Source organism: Albibacillus kandeliae (assembly GCF_003116585.1).
Taxonomy (GTDB): domain Bacteria; phylum Pseudomonadota; class Alphaproteobacteria; order Rhodobacterales; family Rhodobacteraceae; genus Albibacillus; species Albibacillus kandeliae.
Window position 1 is genome coordinate 19,318 of sequence record NZ_QEHM01000011.1, and the last position, 22,317, is coordinate 41,634.

Below are 22,317 nucleotides of genomic sequence, written 5' to 3' on the forward strand. Positions count from 1 at the left end.
CGCGCCGCCCCCTGCTTCTTCTCTTTGTAAATACTCATGTCCATCGCTCGCCAGGGGCGCTCAGTGCAGGTTGTGCTGTGCACCGGTGCCTTCCTCGTCCATCAGGCCCACGCCGCTGCGGAAGCGGTCCAGGCGGAACTTCTCGGCCGCCGCGTGGTGGCGATCCGTCGCGATCAGGTGGGCAAAGCAGTTGCCCGAAGCCGGGACCGCCTTGAACCCGCCGTAGTTCCAGCCGCAGTCGAGGTAGAGTCCCTCGACATGGGTCTTGTCGATGATCGGCGAGCCGTCGGGTGTCATGTCCATGATCCCACCCCAGCTGCGCAGCACCTTGGCCTTGCCGATCATCGGCATCAACGTCATGCCCGCCTCCATCACGTGCTCCACCAGCGGCAGGTTCCCCCGCTGCGCGTAGGAAGCGTACATGTCGAGGTCGCCGCCGAAGACCAGCCCGCCCTTGTCGGACTGGCTGATGTAGAAGTGCCCCATGCCAAAGCTGACCACATGGTCGATGCAGGGCTTCAGCCCCTCGGTGACAAAGGCCTGCAGCACGTGGCTCTCGACCGGGATGCGCATGCCGGCCATCGCCGCCACCTGCCCCGACCGTCCCGCCACCACCATGGCGACCTTCTTGGCCCGGATTGCGCCGCGCGTGGTCTGCACGCCCTTCACCACACCGTTCTCGATGTCGATTCCGGTCACTTCGCAATTCTGGATCAGGTCCACGCCCCGGCTATCGGCGCCGCGCGCATAGCCCCAGGCCACCGCGTCATGGCGCGCCGTGCCGCCGCGCGGATGCAGCAGCCCGCCGTAGACCGGAAATCGGACGTTGTCGAAATCGAGGTAAGGCAGGTACTTGCGCACGCCCTCGCGGTCCAGCAGCACCGCATCGTCGCCCTGGTTGATCATCGCGTTGCCGCGTCGGGCAAAGGCGTCGCGCTGACCGTCCGAGTGGAACAGGTTGATCAGCCCGCGCTGCGAATGCATCACGTTGTAGTTCAGCTCCTCCTCCAGCCCTTCCCAGAGCTTGAGCGAGTGCGAATAGAATTCCGAGTTGCCCGGCAGGAAATAGTTGGCGCGCACGATGGTCGTGTTCCGCCCCACGTTGCCCCCGCCGATATAGCCCTTTTCCAGCACCGCCACGTTGGTCAGCCCGTGCTCGGCGGCAAGGTAATAGGCGGTCGACAGGCCGTGCCCGCCCCCGCCGATGATGACGATGTCGTACTCGGATTTCGGAGCCGGGTCGCGCCAGTGCGGCGTCCAGCCCCGGTTGCCGGTCAGCCCCTCCTTCAGGATTCGGAGGCCGGAAAATCGCATGTCGTGCTCCCTGCTGGTTCGAGCCGGATACAACCAACTCTCCGAACTACTATCAATGCCACGCGCCAACTCACCCCTGTTTTTCGACAAAAACTTGCCAGCGCGCGACGCAAAGAGTCGCAGATGATCGCCGACCGCGCCGCGCCCTTTGGTGCTGGCGCCACGCTCCCTCTGGCACAGGCAGTTCCTGCGCAGATTCCGCCCGCCCTGTCACCGCGTGTCCGCCCCAGCACGTACCCCCCGCAGCGCGACCCGGCACTCGAAGCCGGCGACAGAGCCTGATTCCCTGCCCGCTCCTCTCCCGAACGGGCGAATCACCCCTGCCATCGCCACGACGCCGCCTTTGTCCCCGAGGGGGAAACAGCCCTCGCGATTCGGGCAGATTGCAAGATCGAAACGGTACCTCACCCCTTTTCGGCGCGCTTCCGCCCAATTTCGGCCAAGTTTGGCTCCCATTGATGGCGCGCCAATTCTCTATCCACGGGTCGCACCGCGCGACGCGGCAAAACGAGGTTCACATGGCCGACCGCACTGGAACGAACCACATCAAGACGGGCTCCCGGCCCGACCGCCGCCTTGCCGGATCGCGAACGCATGCCTTCCTCAGGGACGAGAGCGGATCGCTGGTGATCTTCGCCGTCTACATCTTCGTCCTGATGTTGATGGTCGGGGGCATCGGCATCGACCTGATGCGCTTCGAGCGGGACCGCGCCAAGCTGCAGTACACCCTCGACCGCGCCGTGCTGGCCGCCGCCGACCTCGACCAGGAACTCGAACCGCAGGCGGTGGTCGAGGACTACTTCGCCAAGTCCGGCCTCGGGAACTACCTCAGCACGGTCACCGTCTCGCAGGGCCTCGGCTATCGCACCGTCTCGGCCTCGGCCAAGTCGACGGTGCAGACCCAGTTCATGCACATGAGCGGCGTCGACACCCTCAGCGTGCCCGCCAACGGCACCGCCGAGGAAAGCATCGGTGACGTGGAAATCTCGCTGGTGCTCGACGTCTCCGGCTCGATGGCCAGCAACAGCAAGCTCACCAACCTCAAGAGCGCCGCCAAGGAATTCATCGACACGATGGTCAACAGCACCGAGGAAGGCTCGGTCTCGATGTCCATCGTCCCCTATGCGACGCAGGTCTCGGTGCCCGAGTCCTTCCTGGACCGCTTCAACATCAACCGGCTGCACACCTACTCGAATTGCGTGAACTTCACCGCGGGCGACTTCTACGACACCGCCATCACCGAGACCGAGCCGCTCGAACAGACCATGCACTTCGACCCGTGGAACTCGAGCGACCGCCGGCCCTACAACCAGTACGTCTCCGATCCGGTCTGCGAATCCGCCGCCTCCCGTGAAACGATGGTGATGCAGGAAGACGCGACCACGCTGAAGAACTTCATCACCAACTTCTATGCCGAGGGGAACACCTCGATCGACGTGGGCATGAAGTGGGGCGTCGCGCTGCTCGACCCGGAAATGCGCCCGGTGATCAACGACATGATCACCGATGGCGAGGTTCCCTCGAACTTTGTCAACCGGCCCAACAACTTCAACAGTGGCGACGTCCTCAAGGTCATCGTGCTGATGACCGACGGCCAGAACACCGCCCAGTACTACCTCAAGGACGGCTACGGCGGCGTCGCGGTCGAGGATCGGGACAAGGTCACCTACGACCCCAGCAAGGACTACCGCACCGGCAACTCCAACGTCTGGTGGAACGACACTGCCGATCGCTACTCGGTGCACGTCGGTCTCGATGCCGACGACGTCGACGGCGACGGCGTCACCGACGAGAACCTGTTCTACTGGCCCTTCAACGACAGCTGGCAGGACCACGCCTACGGCAACGGCAACTACACCGAAACGACCACCTACTCCGTCAGCACGGGCGTCTGCCAATCCTACAAGAAGAACGGGTCCTGCCGACAGTACGAAACCAAGGAAGTGACCGAGACCAATACCTATTCCGAGACCGGTTCGGCCTCGCTGCTGAGCTACGCCGACCTCTGGGCCAAGACACCGCTCTATGCCAACGCGCGTGACAACTACGCCCCCTTCATGGGCAACTCTGCGGCCCGCAGCGACTGGTACGATGGCGTCTACAGCTACGTGGACTCGACCGAGAAGAACCAGCGCGTCTACGACATCTGCAACGCCGCCAAGGACGAGGGCGTGATCATCTTCGCCATCGGCTTCGAGGCGCCCGACAGCGGCCGCACCGTGCTGCGCAAGTGCGCCAGCTCCGATGCCCACTTCTACGATGTGCAGGGCCTCGAGATCTCCGACGCCTTTGCCTCCATCGCCACCTCGATCCGCAAGCTGAGGCTGACCCAATGACCGCGCGCCTGCTCCGGGCCGTCCGCCGCTTCCGCCGTTCCGAATCCGGAACCGCCACGGTCGAGTTCGCCATCACCTTCCCGGCCATGCTGGTCATGCTGCTCTCGGGCGTGGAACTGGGCATGATCTCGCTCCAGCACGCGATGCTGGAGCGCGCGATGGACATCACCGTCCGCGATATCCGCCTCGGCACCGGCTCGGCACCGCAGCACGACGATATCAAGGACCTGATCTGCGAACGCGCGGGCTTCATCCGCGACTGCAGCGACAACCTGCTGCTCGAGATGGTCCAGGTTGACCCGCGCGACTGGTCCGGCGTGGCCGACAACGCCACCTGCACCGACCGCTCGGAAGAGGTGAACCCCAAGACCGAATTCAAGAGCGACGCCCCCGAGAACGCACTGATGCTGCTCCGGGCCTGCGCCAAGATCGACCCCATCTTCCCCAGCACCGGGCTGGGCGCCAACCTCGCCAAGGATGACTCGGGCCAGTTCGCCCTCGTCGCCATCTCGGCCTTCGTTCAGGAGCCCGAATAAGCCATGCAGACGAACACCTTCCGCACCCTGCTGAAACGATTCCGCGACGACACCTCCGGGGTGATCAGCCTCGAGTTCGTCATCATGATGCCGATCCTGTTCTGGACCTTCATGGCCGTTTACGTCTTCTTCGACGGCTACCGGCAGAGCGCGCTGAACCTCAAGGCCGCCTATACCATCAGCGACCTGATCTCGCGCGAGACCGAGGCGATCAACGATCCCTACGTCAACAGCATGATGAACGTGCTGCGCCTGATGACCCGCTCGGGCTCCGAGGTGGACCTGCGCATTTCGGTGATCCGCTGGGATCAGGACGACGACCGCTACTACGTCTACTGGTCGGCCAACCGCGGCTTTGCCGCCGAGCTGACCGATGACAACGTGATCGACTTTGCCGAACGCCTGCCGGTCATGCCCGACGACGAAATGGTGATCCTCGTCGAGACCAAGAACGTGTTCGAGCCGGTCTTCGACGTCGGCATGAACGACATCGACCTCGACAACTTCGTCTTCACCCGTCCGCGCTTTGCCTCGAAGGTCGAATGGGACGCCGGCGAAACCGATACCGAGACCAACGTCCAGGACGACCCGGCCTGATCCGCCGGGTCAGTCGCCGCGCTGCTCGCGCTCGGCGATCATGGCGGCCAGCATGTCGGCCAGCATCCGGCCCTGCTGGCCCGGCGTGACGCCACCGATCCCGATCCGACGGCCGACCCGCCACCACAGCCCGGGGCGCCATGCGCGCGCTCCCGGCGTGCGGGTCCGGATCATCATCCCGTTCGACGGCTTGAAGGCCAGCATCCCCCGCTCGACCGCCTCGATGTCGGCGACCTTCGCGATCAGCGTGCCGTCCGTGTCGTAAAGCCCCTCTTCGGTCAGCTCGACACGGGTCCGCGTGGCGCGGCGCATCTTCTCGCCCAGCCACAGCACCAGCACCCCCAGCACGATCAGCAGCGCCTGCCACAGCGGCGTCGGCTGCGCCTCCAGCGCGAGGTAGATGGACAGCGCGCCCAGCATGACCAGCATGCTCACGCCCATCACGCGCCGCACCGGCGATGCGGCCACCACGGCCAGTGTCTTTTCGTCCATCAGAGGGCCTCCCGGAATCCGGTGGCCCTCTTAGCGTGAAACCGCAGCCGCGAACAGGCTATTCCGCCGCCGCGCGCCGGACCATCACCTCGGCACCGGGCTCCTCCGGCTCGTCATCGACCATCTCCGCCGGAAAGCCCGGCGCGCGGATGTCGAGGCCGGTCGCCTCTTCCAGCCGCTTGATGATGTTCGGCGACAGCTCGCGCGCCCCGAACCGCGAAATCCCGTCCTGGAAGATCGAGATCAGCAGCGGGTTCACCTCCACCGGCACGCCGGCACGGTCCGCAACCGCCTGGAACAGCCCGATGTCCTTGGCGACAAGGTCCATGGTAAAGGAAATGTCGCGGCTGCCGTTCAGGATCACCTGGCTCTCGGTCTCGTGCACAAAGCTGGTGCCCGAGGAGATGCGGATCGCCTCGTAGGCCACGCCCAGATCCATCCCCGCCCCCTTGGCCACGGTCAGCGCCTCGGCGCAGCTCACCAGGTTGGCGGTGGCGAGGTAGTTGGTGATGACCTTCAGCACGCTGGCACTGCCGATCTCGCCGGTGTGCAGCACGCGCCGCCCCATGATCGTCAGAAGCGGCAGAACCCGCTCGAAGGTGATGCGGTCGCACCCCGCAAAGATCGAGATATTGCCGGTATCGGCCCGGTGACAGCCGCCCGACACCGGGCAATCCACAGCCGACCCGCCCCGTTCGAGGACCAGCGCGCCAAGGCGCCGGATCTCGGCCTCGTCGGTGGTCGACATCTCCAGCCAGATCTTGCCGGGGCCAACCTCCGGCAGCATCTCGGTCACCACCCGGTCCGAGATCACCGGGCTCGGAAGGCAGGTGATCACCACGTCGCAGTCGCGCATCAGCGCCGCTGCACTTCCGCCGTCCTTCGCCCCCTTCGCGACCGCCGCCGCCACGAGATCGGGGTTCAGGTCGTGCACCGAGACGTCGATCCCATTGCGGATCAGGCTTCCCGACAGCTTGCCGCCGACGTTGCCCAGTCCGATAAAGCCCACGCGCATCATTCTTCTCCAACAAAAGCCCTGTCAGAGAAAGACTGCGCAGGCCGGAAACGGCCCGCGCGTCTGGTTGCGACATGAATTTGCGACACGCGCCGAACCTGCGGCGCATGACGTCTGGTCAGGCCATCACTCGATGTTCTTTTCCGAGGCATCGGCCTCGCCCTTGATCCAGTAACCGGAGGCCTTGAGCCAGCCCAGCGGCACATTGCGCTGGTCGGTCATGTAGGCGCGAAGGGCCCGGGCGACGGCGGCCTCGGCGGCGATCCAGACAAAGGTCTTCTCGCCCAGTTCGATAGCCTTCAGGGCCTCGATGTAGGGCGCCGGATCGGTGGCCGCGTCAAGCGGTCGGTGAATCCAGTTGGTGTCGAGTTCCGCCGCCGTGTCGAACCCCTGTTCGTCCGCCGGTCCGGGCACCGCGACAAGGCTGGTCACCTTCGTTCCCGCGCCCATCTCCTCGATATAGCGGCCGATGGCCGGCAGCGCGGTCTCGTCCCCGATCAGCAACCAGTGCGCGATGTCGCCCTCAATCACCTGCGAGCCGCGCGGCCCGCCGATCGACAGCGGATCGCCCACCTTTGCGCTGCGCGCCCAGTCGGCGGCAGGGCCGCCCTCGTGGTCCACGAAGTCGAGCACCAGCGAGTTCGCCTCCGCGTCATGGCGGCGGGGGGTGTAGTCGCGCCGCTCGGGCTCCCCGCCCTCGCGCGGGAAAAAGACCTTAACGTGATCGTCGGGCGAGGCCGACAGGAACCCGTCAAGGTCGTCGCCCGCCACGGTCACGCGGATCATGTGGGGAGTGAGATGGGAAACCTCGGTGACCGTGAGTTCACGGAACTTGAGCTCGTGGCGAACCCGCCGGATCACGGGGCGGTTCATGGTCTCGGAATCTTGCGTCATGTCTGTCCTTTCAATCCCCGGCTCAGGCAACTGCAGGACACAGACGCACATCACCGGGGCGGACTTGCGTCCGTCGGTTTTGTGCGTTGGTTCACGTTAACGCTTACGATGGCGTCGCCTGCGGGCGGGCCTCCCGAGCATGTACGAGTGTTTTAGTCGGAAATCAAGAACCCCCGACTCCGGCGCGCGGCAATTCCTCCTCCCGCATGACAATGCGATCAATTCATGCGCAAGCGGCACCGCCTGCGACTCGCCCGATCATGGCGAATCCGGGGCGCTCGCCGCGCTCCACTGCTGGACAGCGCTACAAACGCAAAATCAACCTCGGATTGTTTCCGTGTTGCCCCCGAAAACCCCTGCAAATGGGGCGAAACCGCGAAATTCGTCGCGATTTAATTCGAGCTGAATTATATCCAGAACATGAAAAATACGTACGAGTTGCCTTCTGTTAACCACCCTGCCGCTCTCCGCACGTTGCGGGGAGCGGAGGCAGACCCGCAGTTCGCGCGGCCTGACCAATCCGGATCCAAGCCCATGCAGCGCCGACGTCCCACCCGCCCCGTTACCGTCCACCCCGAGCTTCGCGAAGACCTGAACCTGCAGGAACTCAAGACCTTGTCCGCCGTGCTGGCGCAGATTTCGCAGATGCCGGTCGAGGACAAGATCATCAAGCGCCCGCAGCCCGCGCCCCGCGTCAAGCAGGCGCTGGACTGGTCGCTACCCGGCTTCGAGGGCAAGGCACGGGTCACCACCAACTTCGGCGAACTCCCCATCGAGGCCCTGCGCCGCCGCGACATGGTCAAGACCATCTCGGGCGCCTACCGCGAAGTGCAGTGGGTCGATACCATCCGCCTCGACGTCGACTTCATGGAACTGCACCCCGAGGCCGCGCCGATCCTGATCCGTGAACGCGCCATGGGCGGCCTCTACCCGCGCCGCAACATCCTCGTCTCGCCGGGCCAGCCCCTGCGCTACCCGCACCCGCACGGCGACACCATGAACCTCACCGCCGGCGAGGTCGTGGGCCAGCCCAACATCCTGCGGATGCACCGCAGCGAGATCACCTATTACCGCTTCCACTGCGGCACCGACGAGACGGTTTGTGTCGAAGGGTCGTGGTTCCACGTCTCGCCGCCCAAGTAGGACCGGCCCGGGCGCGCCCTTTGGTGCGCCCATGCACAGGGCCTGCCAGCCCGCGCCGGATTGGCGCAACACGTCGGGGCCACTAGATTAGGGCCAGCACCCACTCACGAGGAGGGCCCGACATGTCTCTCAGACCGACACTCGAAACCCGCAAGGCCATGCCCACGATGGAAGGCGCAGGCGTCAAGCTGCACCGCGCTTTCGGCTTTCAGGATCCGACCGAACTGGATCCCTTCCTGCTGTTCGACGACTTCCGCAACGAACGGGTCGAGGATTACATCCGCGGCTTTCCCTGGCACCCGCACCGCGGCATCGAGACCATCACCTACGTTCTCTCCGGCACCGTCGAACACGGCGACTCGCTGGGCAACACCGGCACCCTCGGCGCCGGGGACGTCCAGTGGATGACCGCCGGGTCCGGCATCATGCACCAGGAAATGCCCAAGGGGAACGCCCGCGGCCAGATGCACGGCTTCCAGCTCTGGGGCAACCTGCCCTCGGCCCAGAAGATGACCGCGCCGCGCTATCAGGACGTTACGGCCGGAGAGATCCCCGAGGTCATCGACGATGACGGCACCCGCGTCCGGGTGGTGGTCGGCACCTTCTGGGGCAAGACCGGCCCGGTCGACGGCATCGCCGCCGATCCGCAGTACCTCGACATCTCGATCCCGGCGGGAGTGAAGAAGACCTTCCGGATCGACACCTACCGCCGCGCCTTCGCCTATGTCTTCGAGGGCAGCGCCGCCTTTGCCGATGCCTCCGCCCCGACCGGCGTTCTGCTGGAAAAGGAAGTGGCGGGCGAAGAGGTCAACATCCGAGACCTCTCGGGCGACCGCACCCTGATCCGCTTCGGCACCGGCGACGAGATCACCGTGCAGGCAGGCGACAAGGGCGTGCGCTTCCTGCTGATCTCCGGCGCGCCGATTGCCGAGCCGGTGGCCTGGCACGGCCCCATCGTGATGAACACCCGCGAAGAGCTGATGCAGGCCATGAAGGAACTCCGCAACGGCACCTTCATCAAGCCCGCGCACTGAGTTAAGCGCGCCGGGTCACACCGGCGCGCGCGCCAACACCGCCCGGCGGGCCATGTCCAGATAGATGGTTTCGACCTCGTCCAGCGACAGGCGCCCGCCGCTGCGGTACCAGGTGTTCACACCGTTCAGCATGGCAATCACCGCCAGCGTCGCGATCTTGGGGTCCGGCACGTCGAACACCCCCTCCGCCACCCCATCCCGCAGGATAGTCTCAAGCACGTCCTCGTAGCGGCGGCGCAGCGCCTCGACGGCCGCAAAGTTCTCCGGCGTCAGGTTGCGCAGCTCCATGTAGGCGATGAACACCGCGTCCAGCCGCTCGAGGTGAAACCGGATGTGGAAGCGGACGAAATCTTCCAACCGCGCCAGCGCCCCCTCCGGCCAGGGCCGCTCTCCCCGAGCATCGATCAACTCGGCCAGGTGGGTTTCCATCAGGTTGAACAGCAGGCTCTGCTTGTCCGAGGTGTAGTTGTAGAGCGCGCCGACCTGCACGCCGACCTCGGCAGCAATCTGCCGCATCGAAACGGCGGCATAGCCATGCCGCGCAAACAGCTGCAGGGCCGCGTCGCGGATGCGCGGGCCGGTGACGTCGGAGCTTGAACCCTGTGTACGTGCCATGCCCGCAGGCTATATGAACAAGTGTTCAGATAGAAGCCCCGCTTGCGCCCGGCGCGGCAAGAGGGCAAGACTGAACCCGTATCATCACAGGTTTCCGCGTTATGTCGACCGCCCGTTCCGTCCGCCTCGCCCTGGCCCTGCTGCCCCTGCTGGCAGGCTGCGTCGACGTGCCGGAACTGGGCGACAGCGTCCGCCCCGAACTCGAACGGGCGCCCTACCCCCGGCTGATCCCCCTCGACGGGAGCTATGCGCCGCAGGGCGATCCCGCCGAAGAGGCCGAAAAGATCGCCGACGGCCTCAGCTACCGGGCCAGCCAGTTGCAGCGCAAGGCCGACGCCCTGCGCGCCACTCCGACCGGCGACGAGGACGAGTCCTGAGCCCCTGCCGGACAGGCCGAAAACCGACATTGCCACCCACCCTCGTTTGGCTATAGTGCCGCTTCTTCCGAAACGGGGGCAGGACATGCAGGATATCCAAGTCGGCATCATCATGGGCAGCCAGTCTGACTGGGCCACGATGAAAGAGGCCGCCGCCATACTCGACGAACTGGGCATTCCCTACGAGAAGAAGATCGTCTCGGCCCACCGCACCCCGGACCGCCTGTGGGACTACGGCAAGAGCGCCGTGTCGCGCGGCCTCAAGGTGATCATCGCAGGCGCCGGCGGTGCCGCGCACCTGCCCGGCATGATGGCGTCGAAAACCCGCGTGCCAGTCGTCGGCGTGCCGGTCCAGACCCGCGCCCTTTCGGGCGTCGACTCGCTCTATTCCATCCTGCAGATGCCGCGCGGCTTCCCTGTCGCCACGATGGCCATCGGCGCCGCCGGGGCCGCCAACGCGGGCCTCATGGCCGCCGGTATCCTCGCCACCTCGGACGAGGAGATCGCCGCCCGCCTCGACAAGTGGCGCAATGACCTCTCCGCCTCGATCCCCGAGGAGCCGACGGATGACTGAGCCCCTCGCCACCGGCGCCACCATCGGCATTCTCGGCGGCGGCCAGCTGGGCCGGATGCTTTCGGTTGCGGCCTCCCGCCTCGGGTTCCAGTGCCACATCTACGAACCGGGCGCCAACCCGCCCGCCGGGCACGTGGCCGCAACGGTGACAACCGCGCCCTACGAGGATGAGGCCGCGCTGACCGCCTTTGCCAAGTCGGTCGACGTGGTGACCTACGAGTTCGAGAACGTCCCCACCGCCGCGCTTGACCTCATCGAGTCGCACTGCGCCATACGCCCCAGCCGCGAGGCGCTGCGGGTCAGCCAGGACCGGCTGACGGAAAAGACCTTCCTGCAGGACCTCGGCCTGAAAACCGCGCCCTTCGCCGACATCACCGACCTCACGAGCCTGGAAGCGGCAATCGAGAAAATCGGCACACCCGCGATCCTGAAATCCCGCCGCTTCGGCTATGACGGCAAGGGCCAGGTGCGCCTCAAGTCCCCCGCCGACACCGCCAGCGCCTTGGCCGAGATGAAGGGCGCCCCCGCCATCCTCGAAGGTTTCGTCGACTTCTCCTGCGAGATCTCGGTGATTGCCGCGCGCGGTCCCTCGGGCGAGGTTGCCTGTTTCGATCCCGGCGAGAACGTCCACAAGGACGGCATCCTGCACACCACCCGCGTACCCGCCAACATCCCCGCCGCGCTGCGCACCGACGCCATCCTGCTGGCGGGCCGGATCCTGAACGCGCTCGATTACATCGGCGTGCTGGGGGTCGAGCTTTTCGTAACGCCGAACGGCCTCGTGGTGAACGAGATCGCGCCCCGCGTTCACAACTCCGGCCACTGGACCCAGAACGGCTGCACCGTCGACCAGTTCGAGCAGCACATCCGCGCCGTGGCCGGCTGGCCGCTCGGCGACGGCAAGCGCCACCTCGATGTCGAGATGCTGAACCTGATCGGCGACGACGTGCTGCAGACCGAAGCACTGGCGAAACAGCCGAACACCGCCCTGCATCTCTACGGCAAGGCCGACGTCAAGGCAGGCCGCAAGATGGGCCACGTCAACCGCATCCTCGGCCCCGCAAGCTGACAGCCGCGCGGTTCAGATGAACCGCGCCGCCACCTCCCCGCTCATGTAGCTGATCCGCCCGCCCGCAAGGGTCGCGGCCACGCGCCCCGTCGCGGCATCGAGGATCACGAGGTCGGCGCGCAGCCCCGGTGCCAACCGCCCCCGGTCCTCCAGCCCCAGCAGCCGCGCAGGCCCCTCCGACAGCAGCGCCCAGCCGCGCGCAAGGTCGCAGACGCCCTCGCGCACCAGCTTCAGCACCGCGCGCCGCAGCGAGGGGTAGTGATAGTCCGAGGCCAGCGCATCGCACAGCCCCTCGGCCACCATCTCGGCCGCGCTCACGTTGCCCTTGTGCGAATTGCCCCGCGCGGCATTCGGCGCACCAAAGATCACCCCGTCCCCCGCCTCGTGCGCCGCCAGCGCCGCCGCGTGGGTCTCCGGGAACTCCGCGATGGTCGCGCCCCGCGCCCGCCACGTGGCGCGGTCCTCGGCGGTATGGTCGTCATGGCTGCCGAACCGGATACCCTGCCCCGCCAGCCGCCCGATCAGCCGGTCGATGGCGGCAGGCACTTCAGCCGAGCGCGCGTGCATGTCCTGCAACATGGCAAGATGCACCTCCGGGTTCCGCCCCGCCTTCAGCGCCTGCCCGGTCAGCCGCGCGGGCACCTTGCCCGCCGCCAGCCGGTCGTGCGGCAGGTGGTCGTTGAACACGAGGTAGGACACGCCCCAGTCCGCGATCTTTTGCGGCAGCGCCTCGTAATCGTCGAGCATATGCGTCTCGAACCGCAGTTGCGCGCGCAGGTCGGTCACCACCTGCGGCTGCGCCTCGCGGATCGCCGCAAAGACCTGCGCCGCGTAGTCGGGGCCGCGCACGCCGCCCTCCCAGCTGTAGAACTGCGCCAGCACACCCGTGGTGATCCCGTTCGCCGCCAGTTCCGCCTCGGTCGCGATCACGCCCTCCGCCATGTCCGGCATCGCGCCCCGCCGCGGCGCAAGGTGCCGCTCAAAGGCATCGCCGTGCAGATCCACGATCCCCGGCAGTATCATGTAGCCGCTCAATTCCACGGCCCGCCCCGCCGGGTTCGGCAGAATGCGCCCCTCCCCGATGGACAGCGTCCTCGCGCACAACCCCTCGCCGGGGCAGAGCACCTCCGCCCCGGTGAACGTCAGCTCCAGCCCCGTCATCGGCTGTCTTCTCCCAGGTTTTCCTCGCACCCCGGCAGGGCGCTGCAATCCACGCCCGCAAGTTCGGCCACCGCCTGCGCCCAAGTGATGTCACCGGCAAAGGCCCCCTGTTCAAGGAACCGGATCGCCTCGGCAATCGCCACCGGGTTGTTCATCATGAAGGTATGGGTGACCGGCAGCACGATCCGCTCGGCCATGCCCTCCAGTTCGGTCTCCTCGACGCCCACCTTGCCATCGTCCGGCCCATCGATCATCGCCGAGAACACCGGGTTCAGCGTGCGGTTCCCCGCGATCACGCCAACCGGGTAGTCGACCCCCGGCAGGCTCAGCGGCACGCTCGCCGGTCCGGTCCCCAGCTGACGTCCGGCGGGGCCCATCATCAGCCCGAAGACCTCCCAGTCGTCGAGCGACTCGGCCAGTTGGCTGCCCCGGTTCGGCGGCCCCATCATTACCACCCGCCCCAGCCGCTCCGGCGCGCCCTCTAGGAAAGCACGACGCACGAGGATCCCGCCCAGCGAATGGGTCACGAAATGCACCGTCCCCTCCGGGCACTCGGCCATCGCGGCGGGGACCGTCGCCTCGGCCATCTCGCCGATCGGCACCTCGGTCGAGGCGTAGTCCGGGTTCACCACCGCATAGCCGCGCCGGGTCAGCACCTCCTGCAGCAGCGTCATCGACAGATCGCTGCGCGCCAGCCCGTGCAACAGCACGACACAGTCCGCCGAGGCGGCGGTGGGCGCGAGCAACAGAAGGAACAGGAACAGCCGGATCATGGCCCAGCCTTACGCGGAAACGAGACGCTGCAAAAGATGCCTCAGCCGCGCCGCAGCGACAGCGCGATCCCGCCCAGCACCAGAACCGCCCCGACAAGGAACCGCAGCCCCACCGCCTCGCCCAGGATCAGCACGCCACCGGCCACCGCGATGACCGGCACGCTCAGCATCAGCACGGCCGAGGTCGAGGGCGAAAGCTTCGGCACGATGGAATACCACATCGCATAACCGATCCCCGAGGTCACCGCCCCCGACAGGATCGCAAGCCCAAGGCCCGGCCCGGACACGACCAGCGGCTGCCCCGAGACGACCGGCACCAGCAGGGTCAGCGGCAACGCGAGGCAGAAGTTGGCAGCCGTCCCGGCCAGCGCATCCGGCTCGCCCCGACCGGCAAGGGTATAGGCCCCCCACCCGATCCCGGCGAGGACCATCAGCGCCGCCCCCACGGGATCGGCACCCGTCGCGCCCGCCGGGTTCAGCACCACGACCAGCCCGCCAAAGGCGATCACCGCGCCAAGAACCTGCCGCAGGCTTGGCCCCGCGCCACGCAGCGCGGAAACGACAAAGATGGTGATCTGAACCGCCCCGAAGAGGATCAGCGCCCCCAGCCCTGCGGGCAGCGTCAGGTATCCGAGCGAGAAGCCCCCCATGTAGAGCGCGAGCGAGACCGCCCCCACCGCGCGCGCCCGGCCCGTCCAGCGCAGCGGCCGCTGCTGGAGGCGGGCCAGCGCCACCAGCGTCAGCGCCCCCGCCAGCACCCGGATCACTGCAAAAGCACCCGGATCGACATGCCCCCCGTCCACCGCCATTCGGTTCAGCACCGAGTTGGCAGCAAAGAAGACCATCGTCAGGGCGATCAGGAAAGCAAAGCGCATGGCGATTCCTATAGGCTCACCGGGCGCTTACGGAAAGTCCCGCACATGTGGCGCACCTTCAGCCGAAGGCTTTGGGATAGATCAGGGTCGTCTCGGGCACACCCTCGCCCGCCCCCGCCAGCAGCGTGTGATCGACCGGATAGGGCGACGTCAGCTTGCGCGCCCGCTCCAGCGAGAACCCCGCCTTCTCGTAGAACCCGACCTGCCCCAGCACCACGACGGTGGTGCCGCTGATCCGCGCCCATTCGGTGATCATCCCGACCAGCCGCTTGCCGATCTTCCGCCCCTGCCAGTCCGGCGCGACGGCGACCGGCGCAAGGCAGAGCCAGTTGCCCGGCTGCACCATGCGCGACAGCCCGGCATAGGCGATGATCTCGTCACCCGCCGGGGTGATCATCTCGCCCACCATGTCGCCGCTCTCGCGCAGGGCCATCACCAGTTCGGCCTCGTCCGGCCCGCCAAAGGCGCTGCGCAGCAGGGCGTCCACCCCGGGCTCTTCCCCGTGCTTCATGTCACGACTGAGATCTGGAAAACCGAACACCGGGGTCTCTCCTCTTTTCCGCATCCTAACACGGCGCCGCGGTGGCGGCTGGAACAACGACGCAAGGGAATTCACGGCCTGCGCCCTCCCACCCTCTTGACCGGATTAACGGCGCGCGTAAATGGCGCTTGCGGGCATCTCGGCCCGTTCCTGTTCCTGAAATGCAATGATTCCCGTTTCCATGTCGTCCGGCGACCTGATCGCCGACCGCCGCGCCGATTACGCCGAGGCCATGCTCCCCCAAGACCCCGCCGCAGCCTCCGATCTCTACGCACAGGCGCTGGAGCTTGTCCCCGGCTGGGCCGCGGGCTGGTTCCGGCTGGGCGAAATCCGGGCCGAGGCCGGGTTGGACGGTGCCGAGCGCGCCTTCGAGGCGGCGATGGCCGCCGACCCCTCCGACCGGCTGGGCGCCAGCCTCCGCCTCGACCTGCTGCGCGATCGCTCTCTGGCCGACGTCATGCCCTCGGCCTTCGTCGAGCTGCTGTTCGATCAATACGCCGCCGAGTTCGACACCGCGCTGGTCGACCGGCTCGACTACCGCGCCCCGCAACTGCTGGCCGCAGCGCTCACCGGGCCGCAGGGCCGCGTGCTGGACCTCGGCTGCGGCACCGGCCTGATGGGGCAGGAGTTGCGCGCAGGATCCGACTGGCTGGAAGGCTGGGACATCTCCGCCGAGATGCTGCGCGAGGCCGAGGGCAAGGCGCTCTACGACCGGCTGGACAAGCGCGACCTCTCCGCCCTCGCCCCCGAAGACGCCGCATGGGACCTCGTGACCGCCGCCGACGTCTTTGCCTATCTCGGCTCGCTGGAACAGATCGTGGGCTGGGTCGCGATGGCCCTGCGTCCGGAGGGCCGCTTTGCCTTCACCGTCGAATCCCACGACGGCGACGAGGCCTATGTCCTGCGCGAAAGCCGCCGTTATGCCCATTCCGAACGGCACCTCGCGGCGCTGCTCGACCTCGCGGGGTTCGAGGCGCGCATCGGCCGCGCCGTGCTGCGGCAGGACCGTGGCGCCCCGATCTGGGGCCTCGTCGTCCACGCGGTCAAGCGCGGGCACGGCACCGGCAGCGCCCATGACGGCGCAAGGGCCGCGCCCGTTCCCGCCTGACCGGCTCCCGGCCCTATTCCTCCACCGGGGCCTCAGGCTCGGTGGCCGGCGTCTCTTCCACCACGGGCGCCGCCTCCGCCTCGACCGGCAACTCTGCCGCAGGTTCGGCCAGCGGCACCGCGACCTCGACGGTTTCCGCCTGAGCCGGGGGCGCCGACAGCAGCACCTGCCCGAGGTTGCGGTTCGGCCCCCAGTCGCGATAGCGCAGCTTGCCATCCGCGATGTAGAGCTTGCGCATCAGGAACAGCTTCTGCTCGCCCTTGACCTCAAGAGACAGGCTGTCGCCCTTGTCGGTCGAGACGATGGACATCGCCGGATCGACCGCCGCGATGGCCTCGAGAATGCGGCGCACCTCGTAGGGGTCCGTCACCTTGTCGACCCGGAAGTAGCAAATCCCCTCCACGGCGACACCTGCCGCTAGCGCCACCGCGCCCGCCGTCACCGCGGCCGGAGCCGCCGCCGCCGTCCCGGCCGAGCTCAGCGCCGCGTTCGCACTGGCCGTAGCGCTGCTGGCCGACACGCCCGCCGCGCTGGTCCCGAGCGCCACCAGCTCGGGAGAGTTATACATCAGGCTGTAGACCCCGAGCGCCGTGCGCCCGGCCTCCGCCGCCACCGTACCGGCCTTGCCGATCAGCACCGAGGGCTTGTAATCGCACAGGCCCGCATGTCCCGCCTGCCCGCTCAGGCACAGCAACAGGGCCGCGCCCGGCACTCGTATCCAGTTGTTTTGCATGTTCTGCCTCTGCTCCGAACATCCACGACACCCGTGCGCCCGGACATCCGGACGACACGGCTTACACGATGAAAGAAAGTCCCGACTCGCGGGAGGCAGCTACCCGTCGAATCTCCGGCCCCTTCTCGCAGAAGCCGCCGGAACGGAAAAGGGGCGCCCCGAAGGACGCCCCCGATACTGTCGCGTGAGCAACAGCGGCTGATTACATCATGCCGCCCATGCCGCCCATGCCGCCCATGTCGGGCATGCCGCCGCCAGCACCTTCCTTGGCCGGCTTGTCAGCGACCATGGCTTCGGTGGTGATCAGCAGACCGGCGATCGAAGCGGCGTCCTGCAGTGCGGTACGCACAACCTTGGCCGGGTCGATGACGCCGAACTTGAACATGTCGCCATATTCTTCGGTCTGAGCGTTGAAGCCGAACGACTTGTCGTCGCTTTCGCGGACCTTGCCGGCCACAACCGAACCGTCAACACCGGCGTTCTCTGCGATCTGGCGCAGCGGGGCTTCCAGAGCCTTGCGCACGATCGAGATACCGACGTTCTGGTCGTTGTTGGCACCGGACAGGCCGTCGAGCGATTTCGCTGCCTGAACCAGGGCGACGCCGCCGCCGACCACGATGCCTTCTTGAACGGCAGCGCGGGTTGCGTTCAGAGCGTCATCGACGCGGTCCTTGCGCTCTTTCACTTCGACTTCGGTCATGCCGCCGACGCGGATGACAGCAACACCGCCTGCCAGTTTGGCAACGCGCTCTTGCAGCTTCTCACGGTCGTAGTCCGAGGTGGTTTCTTCGATCTGGGTGCGGATCTGGGCAACACGTGCTTCGATCTCGGCCTTTTCGCCAGCGCCGTCGACGATGGTGGTCTCGTCCTTGGTGATGGAGACTTTCTTGGCCGAACCCAGCATGTCCACGGTGACGTTCTCGAGCTTCATGCCGAGGTCTTCCGAGATCACCTGGCCGCCGGTCAGGATCGCGATGTCCTGCAGCATGGCCTTGCGGCGGTCGCCGAAGCCCGGTGCCTTGACGGCTGCGATTTTCAGGCCGCCGCGCAGCTTGTTGACCACGAGGGTCGCCAGCGCTTCGCCTTCGACGTCTTCCGCGATGATCAGCAGCGGCTTCTGCGACTGGATGACCGACTCGAGCAGCGGAACCATCGGCTGGAGCGAGGAGAGCTTCTTCTCGTGCAGCAGGATCATGCAGTCTTCGAGGTCTGCGATCATCTTGTCGGCGTTGGTCACGAAGTAGGGCGACAGGTAGCCGCGGTCGAACTGCATGCCTTCGACGACATCGGTCTCGGTTTCCAGACCTTTGTTCTCTTCGACGGTGATCACGCCTTCGTTGCCGACTTTCTGCATCGCGTCAGCAATCTGCTGGCCGATTTCAGCTTCGCCGTTGGCCGAGATGGTGCCGACCTGAGCAACTTCCGAGCTGTCCGACACGTCACGTGCGGCAGCTTTGATCGCTTCAACGACCTTGGCGGTTGCCATGTCGATGCCGCGCTTCAGGTCCATCGGGTTCATGCCCGCTGCGACCGACTTCATGCCTTCCTTGACGATGGCTTGCGCCAGCACGGTTGCGGTGGTGGTACCGTCACCGGCTTCGTCGTTGGTGCGGGAAGCGACTTCCTTCACCATCTGCGCGCCCATGTTCTCGAACTTGTCTTCCAGTTCGATTTCCTTGGCGACCGAAACACCGTCCTTGGTGATGCGCGGTGCGCCGAAGGACTTGTCGAGGACCACGTTGCGGCCTTTCGGGCCCAGGGTCACTTTCACGGCGTCTGCGAGGATGTTGACACCCTTCAGCATACGGTTGCGGGCATCGGTGTTGAACTTGACGTCCTTAGCAGCCATTTCTCTCTCCTAAAATCTGATGTGCGATGTCTTGGGGATCAGGGGCGCGCTCAGGCTGCTTTCGCAGCGGCGTCGTCCGTGATGATGCCCAGAATATCGCTCTCTTTCATGATCAGCAGCTCTTCACCGGCAACGGTGACTTCGGTGCCCGACCACTTGCCGAACAGGATGCGGTCGCCAGCCTTGACGGCCATCGCGATCAGTTCGCCGTTGTCCTTGCGTGCACCTTCGCCGCAGGCAACAACTTCACCCTCGCTGGGCTTTTCCTTCGCGCTATCGGGGATGATCAGCCCGCCAGCGGTTTTCTCTTCGCTTTGCACGCGGCGAACCAGCACACGGTCATGAAGTGGTTTGAATGCCATCTTTGCAGCTCCTTGAGGCTCAAAGTTTGTTTCTCCCGGTCCCTCTCCTGAGGCAACCATTAGCACTCACCATGGTCGAGTGCTAACGGCGCATAGCTAGGGACAGCTCACGCGGCTGTCAACAGGAGGACGGGCAAAAAAACCTGGGGCGAATGCACCGCTTTCGACGCAATCCGCGCCCTGCCCCACGCCCCGTCCGGGCCGCGTCCCTCATGTCCGCCCGCAGCGCCCGTAAATCAAGGTCATAGGCGCCTCGTCGCCGGTCATGTCGTCGCGGATCAGCCGGTTTCCGCCATCGCTGACCCGCAGCCGCATGACCTTGCTCCAGCTCATGCCCTCGCCCGTAAAGGCGAAGGCGCCCTCGATCATGCTGTCCGAACGCAGCGCCGCCTCGCTCAGAACCGCCCGCGATTCGTAGAAGGTAAGGGCTTCCTCCCCCACTTCCATCAGGCCCTTGGCATCGGACCGGCCCGGCTCGCAATCGGCTTCGTTGATGCCCCAGCGGCCCTGCAGGGCCTCCGGAATCGACGGCTTGCCCGACAGCATCCCGCAGGAGGACACCGCCAGAAGGGTCAGGAACAAGATTGGGCCTCGCATCGTTTCCTCTTCATTAACCTATCAAATCCCGGCGGCCGCGCCGCCCAAGGACAGATAGGGCACGACCGCCGCCTTGTCTCGCACGGGCCGAAAATTCCCGGCCGAAAGGAGCCACCATGACCACGCAGGACGACATCTGGACCGCCGAAGAACAGCTCTGGACCGGCACCGCCGACATGATGAAGGATCGGATCGCCCCGACCTGCCTCATGGCCTTTCCCGGCGAAGGACTGCTGCAGAGCGCCGCCATCGCCGCCGCGATCGAGGACTCGGTGCGCTGGGAAAACGTGCTGATGAAGGGCCGCTTCAAGGCAGAGACCGACGGCACCATCGTGCTCGGCTATACCGCCACCGGCTATCGCGACGGCCGCCCGCCCTACCACGCGCTCTGCACCTCGACATGGCGGCAGACGGCGCACGGCTGGCAGATGATCCAGCACCAGCAGACCCCGATCTAGCCCTCGCTCGCCTCCGGCAGGGCATCCGCCCAGTCCGCCAGCCCCTTCTGGCCCTGCTCGGTCAGCCCGTAGATGCCGCGCTGAACCCTTTCGAACCAGCCGTAATGGTTGTCCGCCATGATCCGTGTGGCGGCCTTTACCCCGGTATCCCCCGCCACCGAGGCACCCCGGCTCGGCCCGTACTCTGCAAGGTAGGTCGCGCAGGCGATGGCGTCCTGCCGATACCCGGTGACGATCCCGTGCCGCGTCGCGCCCCCGTCGTTCGGATCCCCGCGCAGCCGATCAAAGGCGCGCAGCAGGCGCGCGCTCTTCACCTTGGACTTGCGCGGCAGATAGGGGCCCGGGTCGCAGATCACCTCGGCCAGCCCGTCCTCGCGCACGGTGATCAGCCCGAGGCCCAGGCGCCGGCACAGGGCAGTATTGTCCTTCATCGCCCGCCGCGCCGTCCGCCCGCCCGGGCGCGGCACCGCGATATAGACATGGTCGGTCACGCCCAGCCGCTCGACCGCCTGATGATAGAGGCTCAACGAGAACCCCAGCTTCAGCTCCACGATCACCGGCGCATCCTCGCCACGCCGCGCCATCACGTCGACCGCGCCAACCTCGCCCTTCACCGTGTACCCCTGCCGTTCAAGCAGGGCCTTGACCGGAGCGTAGAGCGAGGATTCCGAGAGTTTTGCCATGCCCTTCGCATATCAGCCGCCCCGCGCCGCTCCAAGCGGGGAACGATACCTGCCCTGCCCCCCGTCACGCCCACGACTTGAAATCGCCCCGTTTCGCTTTCAGTACTCGGGAGGAAACGGGAATGGGAGGCACGGGATGCTGCGCAAACTTCTGATGGTGGCCGTCACCGTCGCCTCTGTTCAGGCACCGGTCGCGGCGCAGGCAGACTGCGACGGAACCGACCTCCGCACCACCCTGACCCAAGCCGAACAGGCCCGGATCGACGAGAAACTGGCCGCCACCCCCTATGCCGAGGGCAACCACTGGGTCGCAACGCGTGGCAACCAGCGCATCGACCTGATCGGCACCTACCACTTCAACGCGCCCCAGTTCGAGGCCATCGCCGAGCGGCTGGAACCCGTGGTCGCCACGGCCGACGCGATCCTCTTCGAGGTCAACGCGCAGGATACGGCGGACTTCCAGAAATCGCTGGCAACCGACCTCTCCGCCGTCCTCATCGTCGAGGGCCCCACCCTCCCCGACCTGATGACCGAGGACGGCTGGGACCAGCTCAGCGCCCTCGGACGCGAGCGCGGCATTCCCGCCTTCGTCCTCGCCAAGTCGCGGCCCGTCATGCTGCTGGGCGCGCTGGCGCTGCCGGGCTGCTTCGAAAAGGGCCCCGACCTCGAAAAGGGTCTCGACAAGCGCCTGATGCAGATCGCCAGCCACCACAACGTGCCGCAGATCTCGCTGGAAACCGTCGCGGACTCCTTCGGCATCTTCGAACAGGATCCGCTGGAGGAGCAGGCCGCGCTGCTGGAAAAGATGCTGCCGCAGCTCAGCGATGCCGAGAACCAGTTCCATACCCTTCTCACCGGTTACCTCGACGAGGACGTGGCCCGCACCGTGCTGACGATAGAAGCCTCCACCCGGCGGAGCGCACCCGACACCGCCGAGCATGACGCGGTCTCCGCCAAGTTCAACAAGCGCGCCCTGTCCGACCGGAACCACAACTGGATGCCCGTCATCCTGCGCCAGCCCGGCGACCGCCTCGTCATCGCCGTGGGCGCCGCCCATCTCTCCGGCAAGGACGGCTTGCTCCACCTTCTCGAACAGCAGGGCTACACCCTCGAACGCGCCGCGTTCTGAACCCCGCCCTCCCGAGGGCCGGGCGCCTTGCCGCGCTGCGGCGCATGGCCTC

General features: G+C 66.5%; 25 protein-coding genes. 11 read left to right on the forward strand and 14 right to left on the reverse strand.

What is annotated here, in order from left to right:
- Window positions 1-60: 60 nt before the first annotated feature.
- The gene (locus DDT93_RS22405) at window positions 61-1,314 is read right to left on the reverse strand and encodes a sarcosine oxidase subunit beta family protein (RefSeq protein WP_109468143.1); all 1,254 of its coding nucleotides are present in this window, start codon (window positions 1,312-1,314) and stop codon (window positions 61-63) included.
- A gap of 518 nt (window positions 1,315-1,832) precedes the next feature.
- Here DDT93_RS22405 and DDT93_RS22410 point away from each other — a divergent pair.
- From DDT93_RS22410 to DDT93_RS22420, 3 genes are read left to right on the forward strand one after another with little or no spacing between them, the layout of a single operon-like run.
- Window positions 1,833-3,650 (forward strand): pilus assembly protein, encoded by a 1,818-nt coding sequence (locus tag DDT93_RS22410; protein WP_232825542.1) that lies wholly within the window; start codon window positions 1,833-1,835, stop codon window positions 3,648-3,650.
- Window positions 3,647-4,186: a TadE/TadG family type IV pilus assembly protein gene (locus DDT93_RS22415; protein WP_109468144.1), complete on the forward strand. Its 540-nt coding sequence runs from the start codon at window positions 3,647-3,649 to the stop codon at window positions 4,184-4,186. Before DDT93_RS22410 ends, DDT93_RS22415 begins: the two co-directional genes overlap by 4 nt.
- Before the next feature lie 3 nt (window positions 4,187-4,189).
- The gene (locus tag DDT93_RS22420) at window positions 4,190-4,783 is read left to right on the forward strand and encodes a TadE/TadG family type IV pilus assembly protein (protein WP_109468145.1); all 594 of its coding nucleotides are present in this window, start codon (window positions 4,190-4,192) and stop codon (window positions 4,781-4,783) included.
- Window positions 4,784-4,792: 9 nt separating this feature from the next.
- Here the strand turns inward: DDT93_RS22420 and DDT93_RS22425 are convergent, their stop codons facing one another.
- From DDT93_RS22425 to DDT93_RS22435, 3 genes are all read right to left on the reverse strand, one after another.
- Entirely contained in the window at window positions 4,793-5,275 is a 483-nt protein-coding gene (locus DDT93_RS22425; protein ID WP_109468146.1) for a hypothetical protein, read from the reverse strand.
- 58 nt (window positions 5,276-5,333) lie between these two features.
- Window positions 5,334-6,290, reverse strand: a complete 957-nt coding sequence (locus DDT93_RS22430) for an NAD(P)-dependent oxidoreductase (RefSeq protein ID WP_109468275.1) — start codon at window positions 6,288-6,290, stop codon at window positions 5,334-5,336.
- A gap of 126 nt (window positions 6,291-6,416) precedes the next feature.
- Entirely contained in the window at window positions 6,417-7,184 is a 768-nt protein-coding gene (locus tag DDT93_RS22435) for a siderophore-interacting protein (RefSeq protein ID WP_109468147.1), read from the reverse strand.
- A gap of 534 nt (window positions 7,185-7,718) precedes the next feature.
- On the opposite strand from DDT93_RS22435, the gene DDT93_RS22440 reads away from it, so the two are divergent.
- Window positions 7,719-8,327 (forward strand): Hint domain-containing protein, encoded by a 609-nt coding sequence (locus tag DDT93_RS22440; protein WP_157960259.1) that lies wholly within the window; start codon window positions 7,719-7,721, stop codon window positions 8,325-8,327.
- A gap of 122 nt (window positions 8,328-8,449) precedes the next feature.
- Window positions 8,450-9,361 carry a pirin family protein gene (locus DDT93_RS22445; protein ID WP_109468149.1) on the forward strand — a complete coding sequence of 304 codons (912 nt, stop codon included), beginning with the start codon at window positions 8,450-8,452 and terminating at the stop codon, window positions 9,359-9,361.
- A gap of 15 nt (window positions 9,362-9,376) precedes the next feature.
- On the opposite strand, the gene DDT93_RS22450 is transcribed toward DDT93_RS22445, so the two are convergent.
- The gene (locus DDT93_RS22450; protein WP_109468150.1) at window positions 9,377-9,976 is read right to left on the reverse strand and encodes a TetR/AcrR family transcriptional regulator; all 600 of its coding nucleotides are present in this window, start codon (window positions 9,974-9,976) and stop codon (window positions 9,377-9,379) included.
- 101 nt (window positions 9,977-10,077) lie between these two features.
- Between DDT93_RS22450 and DDT93_RS22455 the strand changes: the two genes are divergently transcribed.
- The 3 genes from DDT93_RS22455 to DDT93_RS22465 all read left to right on the forward strand — a co-directional run bounded on the left by DDT93_RS22455 (window position 10,078) and on the right by DDT93_RS22465 (window position 11,996).
- Entirely contained in the window at window positions 10,078-10,353 is a 276-nt protein-coding gene (locus DDT93_RS22455; protein ID WP_109468151.1) for a hypothetical protein, read from the forward strand.
- A gap of 85 nt (window positions 10,354-10,438) precedes the next feature.
- A complete protein-coding gene (gene purE / locus DDT93_RS22460) occupies window positions 10,439-10,927 on the forward strand; it encodes a 5-(carboxyamino)imidazole ribonucleotide mutase (protein WP_109468152.1) in 489 nt (162 codons plus the stop codon).
- A complete protein-coding gene (locus DDT93_RS22465; RefSeq protein WP_109468153.1) occupies window positions 10,920-11,996 on the forward strand; it encodes a 5-(carboxyamino)imidazole ribonucleotide synthase in 1,077 nt (358 codons plus the stop codon). Before purE ends, DDT93_RS22465 begins: the two co-directional genes overlap by 8 nt.
- Before the next feature lie 12 nt (window positions 11,997-12,008).
- Here the strand turns inward: DDT93_RS22465 and DDT93_RS22470 are convergent, their stop codons facing one another.
- From DDT93_RS22470 to DDT93_RS22485, 4 genes are read right to left on the reverse strand one after another with little or no spacing between them, the layout of a single operon-like run.
- Window positions 12,009-13,157 (reverse strand): alpha-D-ribose 1-methylphosphonate 5-triphosphate diphosphatase, encoded by a 1,149-nt coding sequence (locus tag DDT93_RS22470; RefSeq protein ID WP_109468154.1) that lies wholly within the window; start codon window positions 13,155-13,157, stop codon window positions 12,009-12,011.
- Window positions 13,154-13,930: an alpha/beta fold hydrolase gene (locus DDT93_RS22475; RefSeq protein WP_198654944.1), complete on the reverse strand. Its 777-nt coding sequence runs from the start codon at window positions 13,928-13,930 to the stop codon at window positions 13,154-13,156. The genes DDT93_RS22470 and DDT93_RS22475 overlap by 4 nt, the downstream gene beginning before the upstream one ends.
- 41 nt (window positions 13,931-13,971) lie before the next feature.
- Window positions 13,972-14,805 (reverse strand): DMT family transporter, encoded by an 834-nt coding sequence (locus tag DDT93_RS22480; protein WP_109468155.1) that lies wholly within the window; start codon window positions 14,803-14,805, stop codon window positions 13,972-13,974.
- A gap of 58 nt (window positions 14,806-14,863) precedes the next feature.
- Entirely contained in the window at window positions 14,864-15,346 is a 483-nt protein-coding gene (locus tag DDT93_RS22485) for a GNAT family N-acetyltransferase (protein WP_232825543.1), read from the reverse strand.
- A gap of 166 nt (window positions 15,347-15,512) precedes the next feature.
- On the opposite strand from DDT93_RS22485, the gene DDT93_RS22490 reads away from it, so the two are divergent.
- The gene (locus DDT93_RS22490; RefSeq protein WP_109468157.1) at window positions 15,513-16,454 is read left to right on the forward strand and encodes a class I SAM-dependent DNA methyltransferase; all 942 of its coding nucleotides are present in this window, start codon (window positions 15,513-15,515) and stop codon (window positions 16,452-16,454) included.
- 13 nt (window positions 16,455-16,467) lie between these two features.
- Here the strand turns inward: DDT93_RS22490 and DDT93_RS22495 are convergent, their stop codons facing one another.
- From DDT93_RS22495 to DDT93_RS22510, 4 genes are all read right to left on the reverse strand, one after another.
- Window positions 16,468-17,187, reverse strand: coding sequence for a hypothetical protein (locus DDT93_RS22495; protein WP_109468158.1), 720 nt, complete (start codon window positions 17,185-17,187; stop codon window positions 16,468-16,470).
- A gap of 202 nt (window positions 17,188-17,389) precedes the next feature.
- Window positions 17,390-19,036, reverse strand: coding sequence for a chaperonin GroEL (gene groL / locus DDT93_RS22500; protein WP_109468159.1), 1,647 nt, complete (start codon window positions 19,034-19,036; stop codon window positions 17,390-17,392).
- 50 nt (window positions 19,037-19,086) lie between these two features.
- The gene (gene groES / locus DDT93_RS22505; protein WP_109468160.1) at window positions 19,087-19,398 is read right to left on the reverse strand and encodes a co-chaperone GroES; all 312 of its coding nucleotides are present in this window, start codon (window positions 19,396-19,398) and stop codon (window positions 19,087-19,089) included.
- Window positions 19,399-19,608: 210 nt separating this feature from the next.
- Complete coding sequence (locus DDT93_RS22510) at window positions 19,609-19,995, reverse strand: hypothetical protein (RefSeq protein ID WP_157960260.1); 387 nt, start codon at window positions 19,993-19,995, stop codon at window positions 19,609-19,611.
- A gap of 116 nt (window positions 19,996-20,111) precedes the next feature.
- Between DDT93_RS22510 and DDT93_RS22515 the strand changes: the two genes are divergently transcribed.
- Complete coding sequence (locus tag DDT93_RS22515) at window positions 20,112-20,453, forward strand: nuclear transport factor 2 family protein (RefSeq protein ID WP_109468162.1); 342 nt, start codon at window positions 20,112-20,114, stop codon at window positions 20,451-20,453.
- On the opposite strand, the gene DDT93_RS22520 is transcribed toward DDT93_RS22515, so the two are convergent.
- The gene (locus DDT93_RS22520; protein ID WP_109468163.1) at window positions 20,450-21,136 is read right to left on the reverse strand and encodes a DUF2161 domain-containing phosphodiesterase; all 687 of its coding nucleotides are present in this window, start codon (window positions 21,134-21,136) and stop codon (window positions 20,450-20,452) included. The genes DDT93_RS22515 and DDT93_RS22520 overlap by 4 nt on opposite strands.
- A 136-nt stretch (window positions 21,137-21,272) precedes the next feature.
- Here DDT93_RS22520 and DDT93_RS22525 point away from each other — a divergent pair, with 136 nt between their 5' ends.
- Window positions 21,273-22,265, forward strand: a complete 993-nt coding sequence (locus DDT93_RS22525) for a TraB/GumN family protein (protein ID WP_157960261.1) — start codon at window positions 21,273-21,275, stop codon at window positions 22,263-22,265.
- Window positions 22,266-22,317 lie beyond the last annotated feature (52 nt).

Bases quoted from the DNA above. Each gene is read 5' to 3' on its own strand.
- DDT93_RS22440 (WP_157960259.1), top strand. From the start codon at position 7,719: ATGCAGCGCCGACGTCCCACCCGCCCCGTTACCGTCCACCCCGAGCTT.
- DDT93_RS22475 (WP_198654944.1), bottom strand. From the start codon at position 13,930: ATGATCCGGCTGTTCCTGTTCCTTCTGTTGCTCGCGCCCACCGCCGCC.
- DDT93_RS22490 (WP_109468157.1), top strand. From the start codon at position 15,513: ATGATTCCCGTTTCCATGTCGTCCGGCGACCTGATCGCCGACCGCCGC.
- DDT93_RS22445 (WP_109468149.1), top strand. From the start codon at position 8,450: ATGTCTCTCAGACCGACACTCGAAACCCGCAAGGCCATGCCCACGATG.
- DDT93_RS22425 (WP_109468146.1), bottom strand. From the start codon at position 5,275: ATGGACGAAAAGACACTGGCCGTGGTGGCCGCATCGCCGGTGCGGCGC.
- DDT93_RS22415 (WP_109468144.1), top strand. From the start codon at position 3,647: ATGACCGCGCGCCTGCTCCGGGCCGTCCGCCGCTTCCGCCGTTCCGAA.
- groL (WP_109468159.1), bottom strand. From the start codon at position 19,036: ATGGCTGCTAAGGACGTCAAGTTCAACACCGATGCCCGCAACCGTATG.
- DDT93_RS22420 (WP_109468145.1), top strand. From the start codon at position 4,190: ATGCAGACGAACACCTTCCGCACCCTGCTGAAACGATTCCGCGACGAC.
- groES (WP_109468160.1), bottom strand. From the start codon at position 19,398: ATGGCATTCAAACCACTTCATGACCGTGTGCTGGTTCGCCGCGTGCAA.
- purE (WP_109468152.1), top strand. From the start codon at position 10,439: ATGCAGGATATCCAAGTCGGCATCATCATGGGCAGCCAGTCTGACTGG.
- DDT93_RS22525 (WP_157960261.1), top strand. From the start codon at position 21,273: ATGCTGCGCAAACTTCTGATGGTGGCCGTCACCGTCGCCTCTGTTCAG.
- DDT93_RS22515 (WP_109468162.1), top strand. From the start codon at position 20,112: ATGACCACGCAGGACGACATCTGGACCGCCGAAGAACAGCTCTGGACC.
- DDT93_RS22455 (WP_109468151.1), top strand. From the start codon at position 10,078: ATGTCGACCGCCCGTTCCGTCCGCCTCGCCCTGGCCCTGCTGCCCCTG.
- DDT93_RS22480 (WP_109468155.1), bottom strand. From the start codon at position 14,805: ATGCGCTTTGCTTTCCTGATCGCCCTGACGATGGTCTTCTTTGCTGCC.
- DDT93_RS22430 (WP_109468275.1), bottom strand. From the start codon at position 6,290: ATGCGCGTGGGCTTTATCGGACTGGGCAACGTCGGCGGCAAGCTGTCG.
- DDT93_RS22450 (WP_109468150.1), bottom strand. From the start codon at position 9,976: ATGGCACGTACACAGGGTTCAAGCTCCGACGTCACCGGCCCGCGCATC.
- DDT93_RS22470 (WP_109468154.1), bottom strand. From the start codon at position 13,157: ATGACGGGGCTGGAGCTGACGTTCACCGGGGCGGAGGTGCTCTGCCCC.
- DDT93_RS22520 (WP_109468163.1), bottom strand. From the start codon at position 21,136: ATGGCAAAACTCTCGGAATCCTCGCTCTACGCTCCGGTCAAGGCCCTG.
- DDT93_RS22410 (WP_232825542.1), top strand. From the start codon at position 1,833: ATGGCCGACCGCACTGGAACGAACCACATCAAGACGGGCTCCCGGCCC.
- DDT93_RS22405 (WP_109468143.1), bottom strand. From the start codon at position 1,314: ATGCGATTTTCCGGCCTCCGAATCCTGAAGGAGGGGCTGACCGGCAAC.
- DDT93_RS22435 (WP_109468147.1), bottom strand. From the start codon at position 7,184: ATGACGCAAGATTCCGAGACCATGAACCGCCCCGTGATCCGGCGGGTT.
- DDT93_RS22465 (WP_109468153.1), top strand. From the start codon at position 10,920: ATGACTGAGCCCCTCGCCACCGGCGCCACCATCGGCATTCTCGGCGGC.
- DDT93_RS22510 (WP_157960260.1), bottom strand. From the start codon at position 19,995: ATGCGAGGCCCAATCTTGTTCCTGACCCTTCTGGCGGTGTCCTCCTGC.
- DDT93_RS22495 (WP_109468158.1), bottom strand. From the start codon at position 17,187: ATGCAAAACAACTGGATACGAGTGCCGGGCGCGGCCCTGTTGCTGTGC.